Origin of the sequence: Achromobacter sp. 77 (assembly GCF_020541125.1) — a bacterium.
Lineage (GTDB): Bacteria > Pseudomonadota > Gammaproteobacteria > Burkholderiales > Burkholderiaceae_B > Achromobacter > Achromobacter mucicolens.
In genome coordinates, this window is sequence record NZ_CP059848.1 from 5424029 (window position 1) to 5445287 (window position 21259).

General features: G+C 65.9%; 20 protein-coding genes. 2 read left to right on the plus strand and 18 right to left on the minus strand.

Features of this window, described 5'->3' with window-relative positions:
- The 11 genes from H4P35_RS25010 to H4P35_RS25060 form a co-directional block, all read right to left on the minus strand.
- A complete protein-coding gene (locus tag H4P35_RS25010) occupies nucleotides 1-1248 on the minus strand; it encodes an amidohydrolase family protein (RefSeq protein ID WP_056319941.1) in 1248 nt (415 codons plus the stop codon).
- A gap of 27 nt (nucleotides 1249-1275) precedes the next feature.
- Entirely contained in the window at nucleotides 1276-2157 is an 882-nt protein-coding gene (locus H4P35_RS25015; protein ID WP_056319944.1) for an ABC transporter permease, read from the minus strand.
- Between the two features lie 8 nt (nucleotides 2158-2165).
- Nucleotides 2166-3212, minus strand: coding sequence for an ABC transporter ATP-binding protein (locus H4P35_RS25020; RefSeq protein WP_180097314.1), 1047 nt, complete (start codon nucleotides 3210-3212; stop codon nucleotides 2166-2168).
- 3 nt (nucleotides 3213-3215) lie between these two features.
- Nucleotides 3216-4061 carry an ABC transporter permease gene (locus H4P35_RS25025; RefSeq protein ID WP_226847417.1) on the minus strand — a complete coding sequence of 282 codons (846 nt, stop codon included), beginning with the start codon at nucleotides 4059-4061 and terminating at the stop codon, nucleotides 3216-3218.
- Nucleotides 4062-4344: 283 nt separating this feature from the next.
- Nucleotides 4345-5499, minus strand: coding sequence for a hypothetical protein (locus H4P35_RS25030; RefSeq protein WP_226847419.1), 1155 nt, complete (start codon nucleotides 5497-5499; stop codon nucleotides 4345-4347).
- Complete coding sequence (locus tag H4P35_RS25035; RefSeq protein ID WP_226847421.1) at nucleotides 5496-6632, minus strand: hypothetical protein; 1137 nt, start codon at nucleotides 6630-6632, stop codon at nucleotides 5496-5498. Before H4P35_RS25035 ends, H4P35_RS25030 begins: the two co-directional genes overlap by 4 nt.
- A gap of 12 nt (nucleotides 6633-6644) precedes the next feature.
- On the minus strand, nucleotides 6645-6983 hold the full coding sequence (locus H4P35_RS25040; RefSeq protein WP_142052518.1) for a multidrug efflux SMR transporter: 339 nt from the start codon (nucleotides 6981-6983) through the stop codon (nucleotides 6645-6647).
- 2 nt (nucleotides 6984-6985) lie between these two features.
- On the minus strand, nucleotides 6986-7867 hold the full coding sequence (locus tag H4P35_RS25045) for a decaprenyl-phosphate phosphoribosyltransferase (RefSeq protein ID WP_152382846.1): 882 nt from the start codon (nucleotides 7865-7867) through the stop codon (nucleotides 6986-6988).
- Complete coding sequence (locus tag H4P35_RS25050; RefSeq protein ID WP_226847423.1) at nucleotides 7864-8487, minus strand: HAD-IB family hydrolase; 624 nt, start codon at nucleotides 8485-8487, stop codon at nucleotides 7864-7866. Before H4P35_RS25050 ends, H4P35_RS25045 begins: the two co-directional genes overlap by 4 nt.
- Before the next feature lie 255 nt (nucleotides 8488-8742).
- Entirely contained in the window at nucleotides 8743-9171 is a 429-nt protein-coding gene (locus tag H4P35_RS25055; protein ID WP_056320016.1) for a carboxymuconolactone decarboxylase family protein, read from the minus strand.
- 146 nt (nucleotides 9172-9317) lie between these two features.
- Nucleotides 9318-9770: a hypothetical protein gene (locus H4P35_RS25060; protein WP_312540403.1), complete on the minus strand. Its 453-nt coding sequence runs from the start codon at nucleotides 9768-9770 to the stop codon at nucleotides 9318-9320.
- 123 nt (nucleotides 9771-9893) lie between these two features.
- On the opposite strand from H4P35_RS25060, the gene H4P35_RS25065 reads away from it, so the two are divergent.
- Together H4P35_RS25065 and H4P35_RS25070 are read left to right on the plus strand one after the other, a co-directional pair.
- The gene (locus H4P35_RS25065) at nucleotides 9894-10289 is read left to right on the plus strand and encodes a hypothetical protein (protein ID WP_175156502.1); all 396 of its coding nucleotides are present in this window, start codon (nucleotides 9894-9896) and stop codon (nucleotides 10287-10289) included.
- Nucleotides 10290-10466: 177 nt separating this feature from the next.
- On the plus strand, nucleotides 10467-12557 hold the full coding sequence (locus H4P35_RS25070; RefSeq protein WP_226847424.1) for a PhoX family phosphatase: 2091 nt from the start codon (nucleotides 10467-10469) through the stop codon (nucleotides 12555-12557).
- A 103-nt stretch (nucleotides 12558-12660) separates the two neighbouring features.
- Here the strand turns inward: H4P35_RS25070 and H4P35_RS25075 are convergent, their stop codons facing one another.
- From H4P35_RS25075 to H4P35_RS25105, 7 genes are all read right to left on the minus strand, one after another.
- A complete protein-coding gene (locus tag H4P35_RS25075; RefSeq protein WP_226847425.1) occupies nucleotides 12661-13629 on the minus strand; it encodes a glycosyltransferase family 9 protein in 969 nt (322 codons plus the stop codon).
- A gap of 75 nt (nucleotides 13630-13704) precedes the next feature.
- Nucleotides 13705-14934: a polysaccharide lyase family 1 protein gene (locus H4P35_RS25080; protein WP_226849538.1), complete on the minus strand. Its 1230-nt coding sequence runs from the start codon at nucleotides 14932-14934 to the stop codon at nucleotides 13705-13707.
- Nucleotides 14935-14954: 20 nt separating this feature from the next.
- On the minus strand, nucleotides 14955-16868 hold the full coding sequence (locus H4P35_RS25085; protein ID WP_226847426.1) for a tetratricopeptide repeat protein: 1914 nt from the start codon (nucleotides 16866-16868) through the stop codon (nucleotides 14955-14957).
- Complete coding sequence (locus tag H4P35_RS25090; protein WP_175156606.1) at nucleotides 16861-17892, minus strand: sugar ABC transporter; 1032 nt, start codon at nucleotides 17890-17892, stop codon at nucleotides 16861-16863. Before H4P35_RS25090 ends, H4P35_RS25085 begins: the two co-directional genes overlap by 8 nt.
- Before the next feature lie 121 nt (nucleotides 17893-18013).
- Nucleotides 18014-18730 carry an ATPase gene (locus H4P35_RS25095; protein WP_226847427.1) on the minus strand — a complete coding sequence of 239 codons (717 nt, stop codon included), beginning with the start codon at nucleotides 18728-18730 and terminating at the stop codon, nucleotides 18014-18016.
- A 9-nt stretch (nucleotides 18731-18739) separates the two neighbouring features.
- The gene (locus H4P35_RS25100) at nucleotides 18740-20077 is read right to left on the minus strand and encodes an ABC transporter permease (protein WP_152382852.1); all 1338 of its coding nucleotides are present in this window, start codon (nucleotides 20075-20077) and stop codon (nucleotides 18740-18742) included.
- A gap of 17 nt (nucleotides 20078-20094) precedes the next feature.
- On the minus strand, nucleotides 20095-21252 hold the full coding sequence (locus H4P35_RS25105) for a polysaccharide biosynthesis/export family protein (protein WP_056320018.1): 1158 nt from the start codon (nucleotides 21250-21252) through the stop codon (nucleotides 20095-20097).
- Nucleotides 21253-21259 lie beyond the last annotated feature (7 nt).

Sequence of the window (21259 nt, forward strand, 5' to 3'; positions counted from 1 at the left end):
CTACACCCCCAGGTCGTTATGTTCGATGACGCCGCCCTTCATGATGAGGCCGATGTGCTCGCCCTGCCCCAAGAGGCACGACAGGTCGCGGTACGGATCGCCGTCCACCAGCAGGATGTCGGCCAGCGCCCCTTCCTGGATGCGGCCCAGCTGGCCGACCTGGTTCAGCACCTCGGCCGCCGTCGTGGTGGCGCACTGGATGACTTCCTGCGCGGACAGCACCTCGCGGCGGATGCGGAATTCGTCGCTTTGCAGGCGCTGTGACGGGCCCAGCAGGTCCGAGCCGTAACCGATCTTCACGCCCGCCTTCTTGTAGATCTCAAGTGAATGCAGGCCCGCGGTGCGCACCGTGGCGATCTTGGCCACGGAATCGGCCGGCAGACCGTAGTCGGCGCCTTCGTTGGCCAGGGCCTCGTAGGTCACCAGCGTCGGCACCACGAACGCGCCCTTCTCGGCCATGAAACGCGCCACGCGCTCGTCGACCAGGTTGCCGTGTTCGATGGTGCGCACGCCGTTGCGGATGGCGCGCTCGATGGCGTCGGCGGTATAGGAATGCGCCATCACGTACGTCTGGCGGCTGGCCGCCTCATCGACGATGACACGGATTTCCTCTTCCGAATAGCCAAAGGACGCAATGGGATCGGTGGGCGACGCCACGCCGCCCGAGGCCATCATCTTGATCTGGTCCGCGCCCATCTGCAGTTCCTGGCGCACGGCCTTGCGCACGTCGTCGATGCCGTCGGCCACGCGGCCGATGTCGCCCGCCCGGAAGCAGCAGCCGCAAAAGCTCATGGGACGCAGGTGGTCCGAACGCGGACGCGGATCGCCGTGGCCGCCCGTCTGGCTGATGGCGCGGCCCGAGATGAACAGCCGCGGTCCCTTGACCGTGCCTTCGTTGACGGCGCACTTCAGGCCCCAGCCCGCGCCGCCCGCGTCGCGCACGGTGGTAAAGCCCCGGCGCAGCATGGCCGCCATGATGGGCACCGCGCGCATCATCACCAGCGCGTCGGGCAGGACGCCCTGCGTGCTGAGATTCAGCTGCGTGGCCAGCACATGCACGTGCAGATCGATGAGGCCGGGCATCAGCGTGCGGCCGGCGGCGTCGATCACGCGCGCCGAGGACGCGGTGATCGGCTTGTCCGACACCTCCTTGATGACACCGTCCTCCACCAGGACGTGGTGCCCTTCCAGCAGCTCGGATTGCAGCGGATCGAGCAGGTTCGCATTCTTGAACAGCACAGCGGACATGAGAATTTCCTTCGGGGGATGTCTGGGTCAGGACGCCATGGTCTTGATGTAGCGCCGGTGGATCAGCCAGTTGGATATCAGTGCGATGACGAGCGTGCCGCAGACCAGGATGACCGCCAGCGCGGCGCCAAACGGCCAGTTCGAGGCCTTGGTGATCTGGTCATACAGCGCCGGCGCCATCATGGTCAGGCCCGAGCCGCCCAGCAGCACCGGCGTGGCGTAGGCGTTCATGCACAGGATGAACACCAGCATCGTGCCCGCCGCCACGCCCGGCGCGGCGATCGGCAAGACGATGCGGCGGAAGGTGGTGAAGAAGCTGGCGCCCACATTGCGCGCGGCCTCTTCCACGGACAGGTCCATGCCTTCCAGCACGCTTTGCAGCGTCAGGATCAGGTACGGCATGACGACTGCGGTGGTGCCGATGACGACGGCGGTCGGTGTGTACATCAGCGTCAGCGGCTTGTCGATGATGCCCAGGCCCTGCAGCACGGCGTTGACCACGCCGGCGTTGCCCAGCGCCACCATCCAGCCGGCCGCGCGCACCACGTTGCCCACCATCAGCGGAAACACCAGCAGGATCACGAACAGGCTCTTGTAGCGGCTTTGCGTGCGCGCCAGGAAGTACGCCACCGGAAAACCCAGCACCAGCGCCAGCACCGTGCACAGCGCCGCGATGCCCAGCGTGGTGAAGAAGATGTCGCGGTAGTAGGGGTCGCCGAAGAACTTGGCGTAGTTCTCGAACGTGAAGGCGGTCTGCATCATCTCGACCGGGTCGAAATGATTGAAGCTGTAGCGCGCCAGCTGAAGGATCGGGATCATGATGATCACCAGCACCACCAGCGAGGCCGGAAAGGCCAGCCCGGGGCCCAGCCATCGGCTGGGGCGCCCATCCTGCGTTGCGGTCGTCATGGCGCCTCCTATTGCGTGAAGGCGACGCAGTCGTCGGGCTCGAAGCACGCATAGACGCGCTCGCCGGCGGCTGGCGGCGCGCCGCGCGCGCCCGCATTGACGATCTGGCTGATCAGGCGGTCGCCGCCATCGAGCTGCACCCGCACCTCAAGCACCGACCCCAAATACAGCGACGACTCGATCACGCCCGGCAGCGCGTTGCCGCCGGAAGGCTGCGTCTGCAGGCGCACGCGCTCCGGCCGCACGCCCAGATGCGTGGCGTTGCCGCCGCCCGGCGCCGCGATGCGTTGGCCGGTCTTGGTCTCGAACTGATCGTCGGCCTGGCCGCGTCCCGTGAAGACGTTCATCTTGCCCAGGAAGTCCGCCACGAAGAGGTTGGCGGGCCGTTCGTACAGCGTGTCGGGCGCGCCCACCTGCTGCACGATGCCGTCGTGCATGATGGCCATGCGGTCCGCAATCGCCAACGCCTCTTCCTGGTCGTGCGTGACAAAGACGGTGGTCAGGCCCAGGCGCCGCTGCAACGCGCGGATTTCCTCGCGCACTTCCAGGCGCAGCTTGGCGTCCAGGTTGGACAGCGGTTCATCCAGCAGGAACACCTTGGGTTCGATCGCCAGCGCGCGCGCAATCGCCACGCGCTGCTGCTGGCCGCCGGACAACTGGCGCGGATAGCGGTCGCGCAGCTCAGTCATGCGCACCATGTCCAACACGCGCCGGATCTTCGCATCGCGGTCGGCCTTGGGCACCTTGTGCATTTCCAATCCGAACGCCACGTTCTCGGCCACCGTCATGTGCGGAAACAGCGCATAGCGCTGGAACACCATGCCGGTATCGCGCTTGTGCACCGGCAGCCGCGTGACGTCGGTTTCGCCAATGCGGATGCGCCCCGACGTCGGCGTGATGAAGCCGGCAATCATGCGCAGCGTCGTCGTCTTGCCGCAACCGCTGGGCCCCAGAAAGGTGACCAGCTCGCCTTCGGCAATCTCCAGGGAAAAATCCGACACCGCGACCGCCGCGCCGAACTGCTTGCGGATGTTTTCGATTGAGACCTTCGCCATTTCTTACACCACCTGACTGAGTTTCACGTAGCGGTCGGTCACAAGCATGATGATGCCCAACAGCAGGATTTGCACCGAGGCCACCGACGCGATGGTCGGGTCCAGGTTGAATTCGAGGTACTGCATGATCGCGATCGGCAGCGTCGTGCGCCCAGGGCCCACCAGCGACAGCGACAGCTCCAGGTTCTCGAACGACACGACAAAACTGAACAGCGCCGCGGCGACGATGGACGGCCGCAGCATGGGCAGCGTCACGCGCATGAATGCCTTGGGCGCGCTTGCGCCCAGGTTGCGAGCGGCTTCCTCGATAGAGCCGTCCAGCCCGGCCATGCCTGCGGTGACCAGACGCACGGTCCACGGAATGGTGAGGCACACGTGCGCAATGACGAGGCCCCCGAATGTGCCGACAAGATCCTGGTCCAGCACGTTTTCAGCGCGCAGGTAAAAGAGATAGACGGCCACGCCCGCGACGATGCCGGGAATCAGCAGCGGCGACAGCAGCAAGGTGTTGACGCCCTTGCTGCCTGCGAAGCGGTAGCGCGCAATCGCAACCGCCGCCAGCACGCCCATCGTCACGCCGATGAACGCAGCCACCAGCGACACTTGCAGGCTGAAGATGAAGCCGTTGGCGAACGCGGGATTTTCCCAGGCCTTGACGTACCAGGAGAGCGTATAGCCCGATGGCGGGAAATAGAGGATGGCGTCCTTGAAGAAGCTCAGCCAGACCACCAGCACGATGGGGCTAAGCATGAACGCATACATGAGAACCACGAAAACGCGGTGCAGCCACGTGGCCCACGGGATCACGCGCACAGGCTTGTCCCGCGAGACCGCGACGGCTGAATCCAAAGGAGGTGCATTATGCAAATCCGGTTCCTTTCAGCAACTGCCGGCTCGGTTTGAAACTCCTCCGAAAGACTCTGCGGTCCCTACGGTTAACCGAAGCATATCGACCGGTTGCTGCCCGGCTCAAGTAGGGATAACCCACGGCACGCCAAAACTCGCGGGTTATCCCTGCAGTAGCCCCGCCACGGGTGCAACCCGCTGCGAACGCTGGTCGCGGCAGGTGCAACCTGCGCTGAGGCGCGCAGCTACCGCGCCTCCGCCCTCGCTGCGCCGCCCGGGCCGCGCGTCAGGAATCGGCAGTGCGAAGCGCAGCCGATGGCGATGCAGCCGCCGCGCCGATCCATGCGGTCAGCGCCATCGACATCAGGGCTAGCAGCGACGGGTACAGCATGCTCAGGTTGCGCGCCTCGCCCTCGGCGGCGAACAGCAGAAAGAGCGGCACGTTGACCGCCAGCGCCATCAGCACGTGCACGCGAAACGGCGTGGGCAGCAGGCGCCAGCCGGTCGCGGCAACGCCCGCGATCATCAGCACCATTACCGCGCTCAAGCCCTTGGGCAGCGCGACGCCGTAGGTGCTTTCGGTACGGAACCAGTTGCCCGGATCGAGGAAGTAGAAGAAATTCGCGCCCGGCTGGAAGCTCACCGCGCCGCCGGGATTGCCCGCATAGCGCATGCGCAGCGCCAGATACACGCAGCCGCAGACGAACACCAGGGCCGCCACGACGCCTGCTGCCTTGATGCGCGGCAGGCTGCGCCGCAGAAACGGATACAGCGTCACCACGTAGAAGAAGAACGCCTCCTTGTTCCATGTCGCCATGGCCGCGACGACGGCCAGAAGGCCCAGCCGTCCCGCCGCACGCATGGGGCGCTCCACGGGAATGCGCCAGGCCAGCAGGATCGCGCACGCCATGAACAGCACTTCGAAGAAGTCGTAGAAGAAGCCGCCCTCGGTCAGGAAGAAGGGCAAGAGCAGCGCGATGACCATCGGCGCCGCGGTCGCCGCGGCCCCGCTGGCGCCTGCCGCAAGACACACCGACCGCATGGCGAACAGCGAGCCGAGCAGCGCCGCGAAGGTCAGGTAATAGACGAGGTGATAGCGCAGCGTCACGGGGGCCTGCATTGCTTCCGATTCCGGATAGCGCATCGCCAGCCCCGAGCGGCTGTTCACGCGGCGCGGCTCGGTCAGCCGTTCGGACAGACGCGCCACCGTCGCGGTCGGCAGCAAATCCTGGATGCCGTTGGCGATGGCCGGCGCAAATTGCCGGTACACATAGGGACGGTGGGCGGTGCCGTCCACCATGGCCGCCAGCGAATGCGGGCCATGCCCGTCGTTCAGCCGCCACTTCGTATAGAAACCGTTGAAGGCAGCCGCAGCCACCATCACATACAACATCGCCAGCAGAAAGCGGCGGTACACCACGCTATTGAAAAAACGGATCATCGGACTTCCGAGGCGGCCGGTTGGGAGACGCCCTGCGGGCCCAGCCATTTGGCCAGCGACAGCGCCAGCAGGCACAGCAGGGACGGATAGAGCATGCTCAGGTTGCGCATTTCGCCTGGCGAGCAGAACAACAGGAACAGCGGCAGGTTGATCGCCAGCGCCATCTGCGCGTGCCAGCGCAGGGGCTGGGGCAGGCGCGTCCAGCCGTGGAGGGCAATGCCGGCAAAGGCCAGCATGCTCACGATGCTGAAGCCGCGCGGCAAGAGGACGCCATAGGTGTTCTCGGTTCGCAGCCAGTTGCCGGGGTCCACGTAAAAGCGCAGGTTGTCCCACAGCTGGTAATCGACCGTCGAACCGGGGTTGCCCGCGTAGCGCAGGCGCAGCGCCAGATAGACGCAGCCGCTGACCAGCAGCAGCACGCCCACCACGCCTGCGGCGTGCATCCGCGGCAGGTTGCGCCGCAAGAGCGGATACAGCGCGGGCGTGAAAAAGAAGAAGGCTTCCTTGTTCCAGGTGGCCAGCCCGGCCAGCGCCACCAACGCGCACAGCCGCACCGGCGTCTGGCGCGATGCGCCCAGCGCCAGCAGCACGGCGCTCATGATGAACATCAGTTCGACGAAGTCATAGAAAAAGCCGCCCTCGGTCAGAAAGAACGGCACCACCATCGCAAGCAGCGCGGGCGCGATCGTGGCGGCCGCGGCGCCGGCCCCCGCACGCAACGCCACGCGGCGCATGACGAAAAGCGAGGTCAGCAGCGCGGCGAAGGTCAGGTAGTAGACCAGGTGATAGCGCAGGGTCACGGCCGGCATGAGGGCCTCGGACCCCGGATAGCGCATTGCCAGGCCCGAGCGGCTGTCCACCCGCCGGGGTTCGGCAAGGCGTTCGGACAGGCGCGCCACGGTGGACGCCGGCAGCAGCGACTGGATGCCATTGGCCAGCGCCGGCACGAACTGGCGATACACATAGGGGCGGTAGGCCGTGCCCTCGACCATCTGCGTCAGCCCGAGGGCCGCGTGGCCGTCGTTGAGCCGCCACTTCGTGTAGAAGCCGTTCATGACGGCCGCCGCCGCCACCACGTAGGCGCAGCAGAGCAGGAACCCGCGGTACCACGCGCCATTGAAGAAACGTTGCATGCCTGTGCCCGCCTATTTCGAAATCAGGAAGACGCCAATGGCGATGAACGCCGCGCCCGCCATCCGCAGGGCGGTGATGGTTTCCGTGCCGGACAACAGGCCGTAGGCAAAGACGCCAGCGATGGCAAAAGCCACCATCAACGGATAGGCCAGCGTCAGATCCAGCTGGCGCAGCGCCAGCGCATAAAAACCAAAACCCAGTCCGTACGCGCCGATGGCGCCCAGATAGGGCAGCGCCTGGCTCAGCAGGGACGGCGCGGCCGCTTGTGCGGCGCTGCTTCCCGCCGCCTTGAGCGCCACGCTGGCCGCCACGCTACAGGCCCCGCTGAGAATCAGCCAAAGATATGCCATGTCTACGTCCTTACAAGCAAAACCACCACGGCCACCCAGGCCAGCACCGCCAGGCGTATCTGGTTGTCGGCAAGCAGATCGCGGCCCGGCTCTTCGCCCGATCCGCCCTTGTACAGCAGGTACAGATAGCGAAATACGCCGAACGTGACGATGGGCAGCGTGATGATCAGATTCTGCGTCCCGTGCAGCGCGGCGGTGTCCGAGTCCACCGTGTAAAGGCCATACGCCAGCAGCGTCGTGCTGGCGGTAATGGCCACCAGAATGTCCAGCAGTTGCGGCGAATAATGCCGCAGCACGGTGCGCGTGCTGCCCTCCGACGCCGGCGCATCCAGAGGCGCCGAGGCAATCTCGGCGCGCCGCTTGGCAAAGCCCAGGAACAGGGTCAGCATGAAACTGCACAGCAGCATCCAGCGCGACGGGACGATGCCCACCGCGTAAGTGCCACAGGCCAGGCGGATCATGAAGCCGGATGCGATGCAGAACACATCGACCAGCACCTTGTGCTTCAGGCTCAACGTGTAGGCAATGTTCAGGGTCAGGTAACCGGCCACGGCCAGCGCCACCGGCCCCAATCCGCACGCAAGCGGCAGGCCCAGCGCCGCGCAGAACAGCACCGCGATCAGCGCGCGGGCGGCGGGCAGGCTCACCCGGCCGCTGGCGATGGCGCGCAGCCGTTTCTTGGGATGGGCCGCATCGGCGGCGCGGTCGTGATAGTCGTTCAGGACATACACCGCGCTGGAGGCCAGGCAAAACGCCACGAAACCCACACCCACCGCGAACACCAGCGCCGGGTCGGACCAGCCGTGGCTGAAGATCAGGCCGATCAGCACGAAGCCGTTCTTCAGCCACTGCTGCGGACGCAAGAGGGAAAGCCAGGCGGTCATGGCTTGACCGCCTGCCCGCGATACCACGCGTGGTGCGCCGCATCGATGAGCCACTGGTCGCCGCGGCTGTCGCCGTAGGCGTGCAGTTCGTATTGGTCCGTGCCGCCGAAGCGTTCGGTCAGGCGCCGCAGCTTTTCAGGCCCCCAGCAGTTGTAGCCGTCAAAGTCGCCGGTCAGGCGGCCCTCTGCGTCCACCGCCATGCGCGTGCAGATAAGGTCGTCGAACCCCAGGTATCGCGCCACTTCTTCCAGGTAGATATCGGGAGACGCGCTGATCAGCACGCAGCGGTCGCCGCGCTGCTGATGCCAGCGAAGACGGTCGATAAGCGCGGGCCGCAGCGGGATGGTGTGCACCCAGGCGCGGGCGACGTGGGCCAGCTGGGCGCGCGGACGTCCGCGGAGCGCGGCGCGGCACAGTGATCTTTTTGCGTCTTCGTTGCTGCGCAGGCGCATGGCAAAGGCCGCCAGCGCCGGGGCGGTTTGCAAGAGCGCCGTCAGAAAACGGACCCACGACAAGTGGGCCAGGAAGGGGACGAACGTGTCGCGCTGGGTGAGCGTGCCGTCAAAGTCGAAGGCCGCGATCACCCGCGTGGAATCGGGAAACTGCGTTTGTGTAGCCATACTGCTTTCGCGGCGGCGCCCGGTCAGGGCATGACGTCGCAAACTGTGCCGGAAAATGCGTTGGCGCCCAAGGCGCGAACGCGTAATGTCAGACGCAGGGCTGCGCGATGCAGTCCTGCGGTGAAGCCTATGCGTTTTATTTCAAATGTTGTGTGTTTGTAACACACTTGATGACAGTTCATCATAGCCTGCCCTCCGGGCGAGCAAGGCAAAAAGCACCGCGCGATTCCTGCCGTTTTTCGCGCGGCAAGGGCCTCAGGCCTGCTCTGCCTGCTTGAATGCGCCTTCCTCTTCCAGCACCTGGTTGGCCACCTTGAAAGCGTCCAGCCCCGCGGGAATGCCGCAATACACCGTGGCCTGCAAGAGAATCTCCTTGATCTCTTCGACCGTCACGCCGTTGTTCAGGGCGCCCTTGACGTGCAGCTTGATCTCGGCCGGACGGTTCAGCGCCGTCAGCATGGCCAGATTGAGCATGCTGCGCGTTTTCTTCTCCAGCCCGGGACGGCCCCATGTATAGCCCCAGCACCACTCCGTGGTGATGTTCTGGAACGCCATCATGAAGTCGTTGGCGCGCGCCAGCGATCCGTCGACATAATCGGCGCCGAGCACTTCGCGGCGCAGCGCCAGGCCTTGATCGAACAGCGCCTGGGTTTCTTTCTGGGTTTCTTTCTGGGTGTCTGCCATGGGTTCCTCCGGGATCGTGGCGGCGGGCATCGCCGGCCCGCCTGCCGGTTGTCATCCGGCCGATTGTGGGCGTGCCGCCTCCCGCCCGTCAAATGCGGCGCGGCGGCGCAAATCGATGCCTGGGCAGTGAACGCGGCGGGCGGGGCCTATAGCGAATAGCGGTAATCGCAATTCAACGTGGCCTGCAGCGGCGCGGGATAACCGCTGGCCGCCTTGCCGCCGGGACGCGGGCCCAGCAACTTGGCCTGGAACGTGCCCGCCATGTCGCCGTCCGCCGTCTTTTTCACGGCAACAGTGGACGGCAGCGCGTACAACGTCAGCGCCTGCCCGTCGGCCGGCGCGACCAGCGTGAAGACCGACTGCGAGAAATTGGCGACCACATATGCCGGCGCGTCGTCGGCCGTGAACGACAGCGTGGCCGCGGCGTACGTCAAGGTCAGGGCCAACGCATCGGACGATGGCGACGGAATATCGCCCTTGAGCGCCACCTTGCCGCTCTCGGATACGCACGACAGCGAAGCGGGCGCGGAACCGGCGTGGGCCGTGCCCGCCAGAAGTGCGATGGACAACAGGCAGGCCGCGCGTGCAATCATGGTCATTTCTCACTGTCCTCGGGCGCGGCCCAAGCCGGCAAAATTTCGTCAGGAATATATCAGACGGTCATCCCCGCCCGAGGCGATCCGTATAGGATGGAGCCGTCGTCCATCAGAAGGAGCGTTTCCATGCCGTCCCTGCGACATCCCATGCTGGCCACCGCGCTGGCCGCGGCGCTTGCCGCCGCCGCCCCCCTTGCCGCCCTCGCCGAATCCGTCACCCTGCAGGTCGAGCAGGCCACGCCCGGCGCCGATCCGCACACCAACGCCCGCATTGTCGACATCAAGCTCAAGCCGGACAGCAGCAAGGCGCTGGCGAACTTCACGCGCGAGCGCGTGGGCCAGCGCGTGCAGTTCCGCGCGAACGGCATTCTCCTGTCTTCGGCCACGCTGATGAGTCCGCTGGAAGGCGACAGCCTGCGCATCACCGCCGGCGAACACGGCTTTGCCGGCAAGTCGGCCGAAGAGATCGCGCAAGGCATCATGAAGGACGGCGCGCTGACGATGGACGACGAGAACAGATAGACGCGCCTGCCTTATCGGGTCCCGTGGCTGACGCCCGCGCATGCGGGGTCAGCCATTTGTTTTTGGCCACGCGCTTGCCGCGCGCCGCAATTTCAGAGCTCTGTCATTAACCTTTCATTTCGGACTTCTAGTATTGCTCGTCCCCATCGGGCATCAGACCCAAAGCCAGGAGTTCCAATGAGCAAGTCCATCTCCGACAAGACTGTCCGCAACCCCAGCCAGAGCACCCCGTTCAGCGAGATCCTCGAAAAGAACATGTCCCGCCGCATGGTGATGCGCGGCGGCATCGCCGCCGCGTTCGCGACGATGACCAGCCTGGGCCTGGCCGGCTGTAACGGCAGCGACGACGATGACGACGACGCCGGCAACGGCGGCCAGAATCCCGCGCCCGAAGTGCCCGGCGGCGAGCAGCCTGCCGCTCCGATCAAGCTCGGCTTCGAGTCCCTGCCCACCTCCATGACCGACGCCTGTGTCGTGCCGGCCGGCTACACCGCCCACGTGTTCGCGCCGTGGGGCACGCCGTTCAACGACAACGCCAATCCTTGGGACCGCAACGGCAACAACAGCTCGACGGACCTGCTCAACTCCACCGGCATGCACCACGACGGCATGCACTTCTTCCCGATCAACGGCAGCTCCACCGAAGGTCTGCTGGCGATCAACCACGAATACATCGACCAGGGCGCGCTGCACCCGAACGGCCCGACGAACGTCGCAGGCGTGCGTCCCATCGAGGAAATCCGCAAGGAGATCAACGCGCACGGCGTGGCGATCCTGCACGTGCGCCTGGAAAACGGCCGCTGGAACATCGTTCACAATTCGCGCTACAACCGCCGCTTCACGTCGGCCACGCCGATGAAACTGGCCGGCCCGGTCGGCGGCACGGACTGGGTCAAGACCCCGTACTCGCCCACCGGCACGATGGTGCGTGGCACCAACAACAACTGCGGCAACGGCTTCACCCCGTGGGGCACGTACATCACCGCTGAAGAAAACTGGGCCGCCTGCTTCGTGAACACCGGCACGCGACCCGCGCACCAGCTTCGCGTGGGCGTGCCGGATACCGCCGGCCGCTACCAATGGGAAACGGGCGCCAACGATCCGCTGGAAGTCCAGGGCGAGTTCGCGCGCTTTAACGTCACCGAGACCGGCGCCGACTTCACGCAGGATTGGCGCAACGAAGTCAACGGCTTCGGCTACCTGGTCGAGATCGATCCGTTCAACGAAAACAGCATCGCCACCAAGCGCACCGCGATGGGCCGCTTCGCGCACGAAGGCTGCGCCTACGCCATGCCCGAAGCCGGCAAGCCGCTCGCCTTCTACAGCGGCGACGATTCCCGTTTCGAGTACATCTACCGCTTCGTGTCGGAAGCCGTGTGGGATCCGAAGGATGCCGAGCGCACCGACCGCCTCGCCGTGGGCTCGAAGTACCTGGACAAGGGCACGCTGTACGTCGCGCGCTTTGACGCCGACGGCACGGGCCAATGGATCCCGCTCGTCGGCACGACCGTGGGCGCGGGCGGCCGCACGCTGGCCGACGAATTCGGCAGCCTGGAAAACATCATCATCAACACGCGCGGCGCAGCGGACTTCGTCGGCGCCACGCCGATGGACCGCCCGGAATGGACGGCCACGCACCCGACCAACGGCGACATCTACCTGACGCTGACGAACAACACCAGCCGCAATGCCAGCCGCGGCACCAACCCGGCCAACCCGCGCCTGAACAACGTCAACGGCCACATCGTGCGCTGGCACGACGAGCCGGGCTCGACCAAGTTCAAGTGGGACATCTTCGTGTTCGGTTCGAACGCCGGCGCCGATGCCGACACCAACCGTTCCGGCCTGACCGCGCTGAACCAGCTTGCCAGCCCGGACGGCCTGGGGTTCGACCCGCGCGGCATCCTGTGGATCCAGACCGACAACGGCATCGACGGCGGCCGCAACAACGACGTGGCCCGCGCGACCAACGACCAGATGCTGGCCGTGATCCCCGGCGCCCTGGCCAACAGCACCGGCACGGGCCCGGCAATCAATGCGACCAACCAGGCCGACCTGCGCCGCTTCTTCATCGGACCGAACGAAGCCGAGGTGACCGGTTTTGCCTTCACGCCGGACTACACCAGCGTCTTCCTGAACATCCAGCATCCGGTGAACTGGCCGGCCTACGACACCGATGACGCCACCGTCGCCACCACGGGCGTCGTCCGCCCGCGTTCGTCCACGGTGGTGATCCGCCGTGCCGACGGCGGTCCGATCGGGGTGTGATGACGGCGCGACCGGGACGCCCCGGTCGCCCAAGCACTAAGGCCACCTTCGCAGGTGGCCTTTTTTTTATTGCTTTGCGCGCAAGGCGCCGGCTAGTGATCGGCTAAGCGGCGCACCGATCAAGCCCGGGTCGCTGCGGGGACTTGTCCAATACCGTCATGCAAGCCTGGAGCACACGCCCCGGCTCAATCGAATCGATATTCGAAAATCCCGCTTCTGGCACGACGTCGCGAGTGTACTCGCGGGCCCAGAACCATTCGGGGTTGGATTCGTTGAACACGCCCACATAGGGCACACAGAGGCCCTGCGCGATATGGGAGGGGCCGCAATCGTTGGAGACGATAAGGCGCGCGTGCTGCATCAGCGCGACCAGCTCGGCCACGGGCCGGCAGCTCTCAAGCCGGAAGTCCGCCCGCTGCAGGGCTTGCAGGCGTTCGCGCTCGGCCGCTTCAGCCGGCCCCAGCACAAACGTGAACGTCGCCCCGCCGCCCAGCCGCGCCTGCAGCAGATCGGCCAGCGCAACGTAATGCTCCACCGGCCACCGCTTGAACTTGCCTGCGCCACCGCCCGGGATGAAGACGATGTCGGCCGGTTGCACCTTGTCCGCGCAGGGCCGTGCGATTTCAAGGAAGCACTGGCGCGCGATGACTTCGGGGTCGTGGTGCTGCACCGTGGACAGCAGCCGCAGGTTTGCCAGCCCGATGTATTCGCGGATGTCCTTGACGTGCGAATGCGTCCAGACACAGTCGCCAAGGCGGCGGTTGCTGAAGCCCAGGCGCATCGGGGGACGGCGCAGCAGGTTGATTACGGCAAAGCGCTCGCTGGAATGATGCAGGGTCAACGACGCGCTGGCGCGCCGCGGAAGCGCCCGGACCTGATCGCCGAACGCGTCCGCGCGGACAAACTGGTCCACCCACGGCAGCTGCGTATAAAAGTCCTCGACGGCAAATCGGGACACAACGCGCACCTGCTTGTCCGGCCACAATTTCTTGACTTGATACAGCGCGGGATACGCCACTATCTGGTCGCCGTAGCGCGACTTGCTACGAACGAATACGACGACATCGGCCATGGCCACTCACTTGGTGAAATCTCGCGCGACATCCTGCTTTCTTGCAGAACCGCGCGCAATCGGAAAACTCTGAAATCAAGACCCTGGCCGATGACTTTCAGCCTGGCAACCCGCACCCGTGCGTGAGGCCGGCAGGGGCGTATCGCCCGATGTATTGCCCGCAAACTTGCGGATCTTCTCGGCCAGCTCGGGCGTCGCCTTCTCGTAGCCGTAACAATACGGCGGCGTGGGCGCCGACTCGGGGCGGTAATCCTGCAGCACCGGCTTCGCATCGCCCAGGTACAGGTTGTCTTTCAGACGCAGAAACGCCTTGAAGTCGCGAGTGTACCCGTGATCCTCCTTGCGCCTTTCATAGGCCCCGCGATCGGAGTCGCCATTTTCCAATGCGCTGCGCGCCGGCGCAATCGGGATATAGCGACAATAATTGACATTGATGCCTTCCACGGTGGGAAAGAACTCGGGTTCCACGCATTTGCGCTGGGCATCGTTGTTGAAGATGTTGCCTTCCACCAGCGCCTTGGCCTCCAGGCTGAAACTCATGCCGTAGAAGTCCCAGTTCTCTAGCAGGTTGTTGAACAGGTGGAAGGTGCCGAATTGCGCGCGCGGATTGCGCTGCACGGTGTTGAAGAAATAGTTGTGATGCAACGTTACACGTGCAATCGAATCGCGCTCGTAGTTCTGGAACAGGTTCTTGGACGTGATGTTGTTCAGCAGCATCACCTTGTTTGAATTGTGGAACTTGGTCCACGAGATCGTCACGTCGGTCGAGCCGTTCTTCACGTTCAACAGGCGATCCGACATCCGCGACAGATCCATGTGGTCAACCCACACGTCGCGGCTGTCGTTGGCCACGTTCACGGCCTGCGTGAGGCGGGTGAGCCGCCCGTCGATGGTCAGGTGCGTCAGGATGACGTTCTTCGCGCCATACACGCCCAGGCCATCGTCGATCAGGGCCACCCGCTTGCCGCGGCCATCGATGGTCGTGTTGGACGGAACCCGCAACTGCGACTTCAGGACAATGGTCATGTCCGAGGCAAAGCGTATCCACGTCGGCCCCTTGCGGGCCTGCGCCAGCGCTGCCCGCAGCGTGCCGGGGCCGGCGTCCTGGTCGGACGTCACTTCAATGAACTTGCCGCCCAGGCCGCCCGTCGCCTTGGCCCCATACCCTTCGCGCTGCGCCAGCAACGCCGAGACGAACGGACAGTGCTCGTCCGGCGCCTTGCACGGCTCGGCTGCTGCCGCAGTGCCGCCATGCAGGCCGGCCAGCGCCAGCAGCCCGATCATCATCGTCTTTTGAAGTCGCATCACAAATTGCTCCCTGTGCGTCACGCGGACGGATCCGCGGCCGTCACGTGACGCCAGATGCCGCCGCTCAGCCGCAGGTTTTCCGGCGGGCCGGCAAGGTGCTCGCGCAGCCGCTCGAAGTACGCCTTCTGCCAGCGCTGCGCGTAGGCGTCGGCCTCCTCGCCCGGATTGGCGGCCGGCAGCATTTCCAGCGTGTAGGCCACCTGACCGTTCTCCCAGCGCGGCGCGTAGAACACGGACGGCACGCCCATCCGGTGCGCCAGATGCGCCGCAAAGCCGGAATAGGTGACGTCCTGTCCTTCGAACGTCGTGCGCGGCGCGGCGGGATTGGCCGCGCCGTCGATCGCCAGGCACAGCACGAATCCCGAGTTGATCGCGCGCATGCAGGCCTTGGCGACCTGCGCTTCGGTCTGGTCGGCCGTCGAGATCAGCGCCTCGGCGTAGCTGCTGCGGGCGATGCTGGGCGCCGACGCCAGCCAGCGCGACGGGATGCCGACCAGTTCCAGGGCCATCAAGCCCGCATACATTGGACCGACGTGGGCAGTGGCGACCACGACACCGCGGCCGGCGGCAAGCAGCGGCGCAAAGAAGCGCTCGCCGGTGTCCAGCTCACCCAGCATGGCCATCGCCTCTTCGACGCGTTCCTCGCGGCATTCGAGCCAATCGAACAGCAGATGGTCGATCATGTGTCCCCAGCGCGCGCGGCGCTCCCACGTGGCGCGGTCGATGCTGGTGTCGCCGCGCATCGACCAGGCCCAGTCCAATCGCGCCTGCGGAATGGGTGCGGTGTCAAGCTGCGCTTCCATGCGCGCCAAGGCTTCCTGGAAGGTCTCCGGCAGCCGCGCGCCGCGCTTGGCCACGTATTGCTCGAACAGCGCCTCGGCCTCGTCCTTGCGCCCGGCCTGCGACAGCGCGCCAATGGCGGACCGCTGCCACAGCAGGTTGTCCGGCGACTTTTTCAGCAGGAACATCATCTGCTCGGCCGCCGCGTCGTACTGCAAGGTGTAGCGCAGCGCCCGGGCATACAGGCCACGCGTCTGTTCGAGATCGGGCGCCAATTCGATGGCGCGCGCCAATGGCGCCACGGAATCCTTGTAGCGTCCGGCGCGCAGCAGCGTTTCACCATGCAGCGTCAGCAGCCGCACGTCGTCGGGCGCGGCCTTCAGGCCTGCTTCAAAGTGCGCCAGCGCATGCGTCTTGCGATCTTCCTCGGTGCCGCGCCGCAGATGCGCCAGCCCCAGCGACGATCGCAGCGCCGCGCAGTCGTGGCCCGCGCGCAAGGCGGCGTCGCCAAGACGAATGGCCGCGGCGTTGCGGCGGTCCGTCAGCAACGCGCGCACCGCCATCGTGGCCACGCGCGCATTGGGCAGGTTGTCCGGGTCCAGCGCTGCCGCGATGCCCGCTGCCTCGGCCACATCGCCGTTGCGCACGAAGGCCATCAGCCACGAATACGCATCTTCCGGCGCGCTCTGGGCAAGCGCAAGGGTCGTGCGGGCGACTTCCGCCGCCTCCAGCACGCGCCCCGCCTGCACGCGCAGCTGGATGCGCGCGGCATGCAGCGACGCATTGCCGGGTTCGATGCCGGCGGCGGCGTCCGCCTGCGCAATGGCCTTGTCCCATTGCTCCAGGCGGGCGAGCAGACTGGCGAGCAGGCGCCTGTCGTCGGCCCGGTCGGGATACACGGCAATCAGCGTCTCCAGCGCCGCGACGGCGGGGGCCAGCTTGCCCTCCTTCACGTACGGCGACACCAGAAGGCGCCGGACCTCACGCCAGCCATCCTTCGCCGGCCGCAGCGCCGGCTCCAGCGCGGTCATGTCGCGCGCCGGGTCTGCCGAGGCGCGGATCTGTCCGATGACGTCACGCAGGCGCGCCGTGGCGTCCTTGGGTTCGGCGCCGGCTTGCGGCGGGGAGTTTCCAACGACCGTTTCAACCATGACGCAGCCCCCTCAACAAAGCCATCGCGACGCGGGCGATGAACATGAGCACAAATCCCAGCGCCAGGGCCTGCAACAGCAGAATGCCGGTGCGCGGGCTGCTGGGGCGGTCGGTCGGAACCGGCTGCGCGATGATGGACAGATACCGCTGCAGGCGCAGCGCGTCCGTCATCGCCTGCTGGTACGACTGCTGCGCCAGCGTCAGGTTGGAATCCGCAAACACCTGGGCATTACGCAGCGCCTCGTATTCCTTCAGTTGCTTGGCTTCCGTATTGCCGTCGCCGCTCAGGCGCTGGCGCACGGAAGCCAGCCGCTTTTTCAGCGCCGCCACCTGCATCTGCGCAGGCTTGAGCATGAAATGGTCCTTGTTATCCAGCGCCCGGATCTTGTCCAGGTTGATCTGCGCGGTGCTCAGCTCGCCTTCCAGCTGGCTGGACAGGTTGAGCAGCATCGACACTGTTGCGCTGGGATCGATGTTGCCGTGCTTGGTGCGCCAGGTCGTCAGCGCATCGCGCGCCGCCAACGCCTTTTCCTCGGCCAGCTTGACCGACTCCTCGCTCACCTTCAGCTTGTCGGCCACCCCCTTCTCGTTCATCGAGCTGACGAATTCCTCGGCCAGGCCGATCAGCGCCTTGGACAGCGTGGCCGCGTCTTCCGACGAGAACGCGCTGACGCGCAGCACATCGATCTGCTCCAGCGCGTTGAACGAGACGTGCACCGAGGCCTGATAGGCGCGGTACAGATCGTCCTCGCTGGCGTCCTCGGCCAGGCGGTTCAGCGGATCCAGTCCGTCGTTCATCAGGTAACGCCGCAGGCCGACCTTGCGGTCAAGCTGCTGCATGCTGTCGCGCGATTTCAGGAAGTCCGCGACGGCCCATCCGTCCACGAAGCCGCCCAGCATGCCGCCGGAGTTGCCCGTGGTCAGCAGGCTGGCCGCCGCGCCCCCGCCGCCCTGCTGGTTAGACGCCGACTGCACGAAAAAGCGCGACTCGGCTTCGTAGCGCGGCGTGGCGACGAAGGACAGGTAGATCAGCGCCAGCACCACCGGCACCAGGACGATCAGCGCGTTGACCCAGCGATGGCGCCGGCGCTCGCGCAGCGCCGATTGCCGCTCGCGGCGGCGGCGTTCGATCTCGGATCCGCCCTCAGAAGCCGAGCTGGCCTTCGTCGAAGCCGCCTCCGAGGACGTCGTCGCCTGTGCCGGAGTCGCTCCGAGATCGTCGCGGGGGATACCTGCGGAGGCACTGGTCGAGGTCGTCGTCGATGCTGAGCGCGCTTCGTTCATAGATCAAGCCTTTGAAGCAATAATCCGCCAACTGATTCTGGCGATAACTGGAAAAAATGAGTGTCCGGCCCACCAGCCGCTCTTCGAACAGAGCCAGCCAGAGCCGGGTGAAACGGCAAGGCTCGAAGGGAATGCTCCCTTCGATCACGTAGACATCGAACGCGGGCGCCAGCGCCAGCGCGAACGAGAACTCCTGCCGCACGTAGAGCGGCCAATGCTCCATGGGCTTGGCCAGCATCTTGGAATCGCTGATCAGGTCCGCGACCAGTTCGTACGTCGCGTCGGCATCGATCTCGTACATCTCGCTGACGAAATCGATCATGGCAAGGCCGCTGGCCTTGCCGCGGATGAAGCCCTGGCGGCCAATCGCCCAGGAGACGTTGCCGTCGTGCTTGACGAAACCCTGCCGCGGCGGCCGCAGGCAGCACAGCACGTCCACCAGCTGGCGGTGCATTTCCGGCGCGGGCGACAGCAAGGCATACCGCCCGGCCGGAATGTCGAGCGTGGCGTTGGCCAGCAGCGGCAGCCTGCTGCCGAAGGCATAGGGTTCGTCGGTTACGCCATTGAGATGAATCATTGGTCACCCTCACATCGGCTGGACATTGGGACGGGCAAGGCGCTCGGCCACCAGGGCGATCACCATCATGAACACCAGCGAGGTCAGGAAATAACCCAGGCTGGCGTCGTGCGACTCGTACGCCTGGAAGTACGCCGAGCGCAGCAACTGCATGCCGTGCGCCAGCGGCGACCACAGCAACCACGGCCGCAATTGCTCCGGAAACTGCTCCGACACGAAAAACACGGCCGCGAAGATCTGGAGAAAGCGCTCGATGATCGGCGCCAGCCGCAGGAAGAAATGCCAGAACGTCGCGATCGACCCGAACAGCACGCCCATCGCCGCGCCCGCCACGCCCATCAGCACGACAAACAGGATGAAGCCGGCCCAGCTCTTGGGCAGCGTGATGAGCCCGATCGCATGGCCCGCGGTGATCAGCACCCCGAACACCACGAGATACACCGATACATAGATCATGGCCTGCACCAGCGCGCACATCAGCGGGGTGACGCCCTGGAAGTTCAACAGGCCACGCGCCGAGACATAGGCCGTGCTGCTCCGAAACGCGATCTGGCGGAACATGATCCAGGTCGTCGCGCCCAGCAGCGAGAACGTCTGCACGTCCATGCCCAGGATGTAGTGCGTGCCCATCAGGATGTACAGCGACGAAATCAGCGTCAGCAGCACCACGGGACCCACCAGCGCCCACACCAGCGCGATGCGGCTCTCGCCGTGCATCACGCGCAGTTGATAGATGAACATCGCCATCAGCGTGCGGCCGATCGGCCGGTGGCCGGCCGTATCGTCCGAATGCCCTTCATGCAGGGTGCGCAGCCGGTCGCGCAGGATGGCCAGGTCGCCCGCCTCGCTTTGCGGGACCTCGATCTCCAGCGCGATGTCGTTGCGCGACGCATGGCGGCGCGCTTCGCGTGCTTCGTCCTGCTTGCGCCGCTCCACGCGCCGCGCATGGGCGGCGGCCAGCCGCTCGTCCTCGGCGATCAGCTTGGCCGGCATGTAGCCCAGCGCGAAGACGTCCACGCCCGCGCGGATGTCCTGCTCCAGGAGGCGCACGATGATGCGCAGGCGCCGCCGCGAAAAATCGGCCAGGGACTCGTCGACCGCGCTGCGCGCGATCTCGGCATCCAGCTCCGCCTGCACGGCCTCGTACACCGCCCGCCGCGCCGCCACGGAGTCGTGCGGCTCGCCCTGCAGGCGGGCCAATAGCGGCTTGAACAGCACGGCCGGCGGGGCCTTGGCCTCGAACAGCGCGGCCGGGTCCAGCCGCCAGTTGGCGACGCCAGACCCTACCGTGTAGTTGCTTTCCTTGCGGCGCGAGCGCCAGCCCTTGATCCGATCCTCGTTACTCATGGACGCTCATGGACGCGCTATTGGGCTACGCCGGTCGAACCGCCGCCCGAATCGCTGTCGATGGCTCGCGTGGCGCTGAAGCCGGCGCTCATCGTGACGCGGAAGGCCGACAACACCTTCTGCACCTGCGTGAACGGCGCGTCCGAGATATAGATCGCCTGTCCTTCATGCACCGTGAACTCGCGCGCCAGCGCCACCTGCTCCGGCCGCGTGAGGTCGAATTGGTACACGACGGGCAGCAGGTCCGGCTTGCCTTCGGCCCCCGCCCTCGCGGGCGTGAACAGGAACACCGACCGCGGGTCGGCCAGCTTGTCGTCCAGGCCGCGCGAATCGGCCAGCGCGTCCAGCACGCTGTAGTTGCGCTTGCTGATCTCGACCCGGCCCTGCTGGCCGGCCGCGCCCAGCACGGTCAGGAATTCCTTGGCATCGTAGGCGGTGATGACATCGCCCGAGCGCAGAAGAATGTCGTTGTTCTGATTGCGGTAGATGTCCGCCAGCCGCACCGAGGCGACCTGATTGTCGCGGCGCAGGCTGATGATGAGCTGCTCGGGATTGGTCTGCACCGGCGCGGCCTGCGCCAGCGCGCTGCTCAGGCGCTGGGCGGTCTGCGTGATGGGGTACATGCCGGGCTTGGTCAGGTTGCCCTGCACCGTCACCATCTGGCCGCGGGCGTCGGCCGCGCGCGTGACGCTGACGTCCGCGCCGACCACGAGCTTGCTCAGGCGCGCCACGATGGCGTCATGCAATTGGCCAAGCGTCATGCCCTCGGCGCGGAACTTGCCGATGATCGGGAACGAGACATGGCCCGAACGATCGATCTCCTGGTTGCCCAGGTCGCTGACGCCGGAGGGGTCCGTGGCAAACACGCCCAGCCCGCCGCGCTCCCAGACGCGCACGTTGATGCCGTCGCCCGGCACCAGCTTGTCGAATCCGGCTTGCGTCAGATCGCGGTAGCGAACAGGAAAATCGGCCACGTCGGGCACCCTGCTCTTTTGCGCCAGTTCACGCGACACGGGCATCACGATGACGTCCTTGTCATCGTGAGCACCGGTCATTTCGCTGAGCATCGGGCCGGACCGTGGGAGCTGGCAACCCGAGAGTGTCAGCGCTGCCAGAAGCAGCAGGGCAAGGGTCGCGTGTCGCCGCGATCCCAGGGCCGGGACGTTCATTTGCATAAGATCC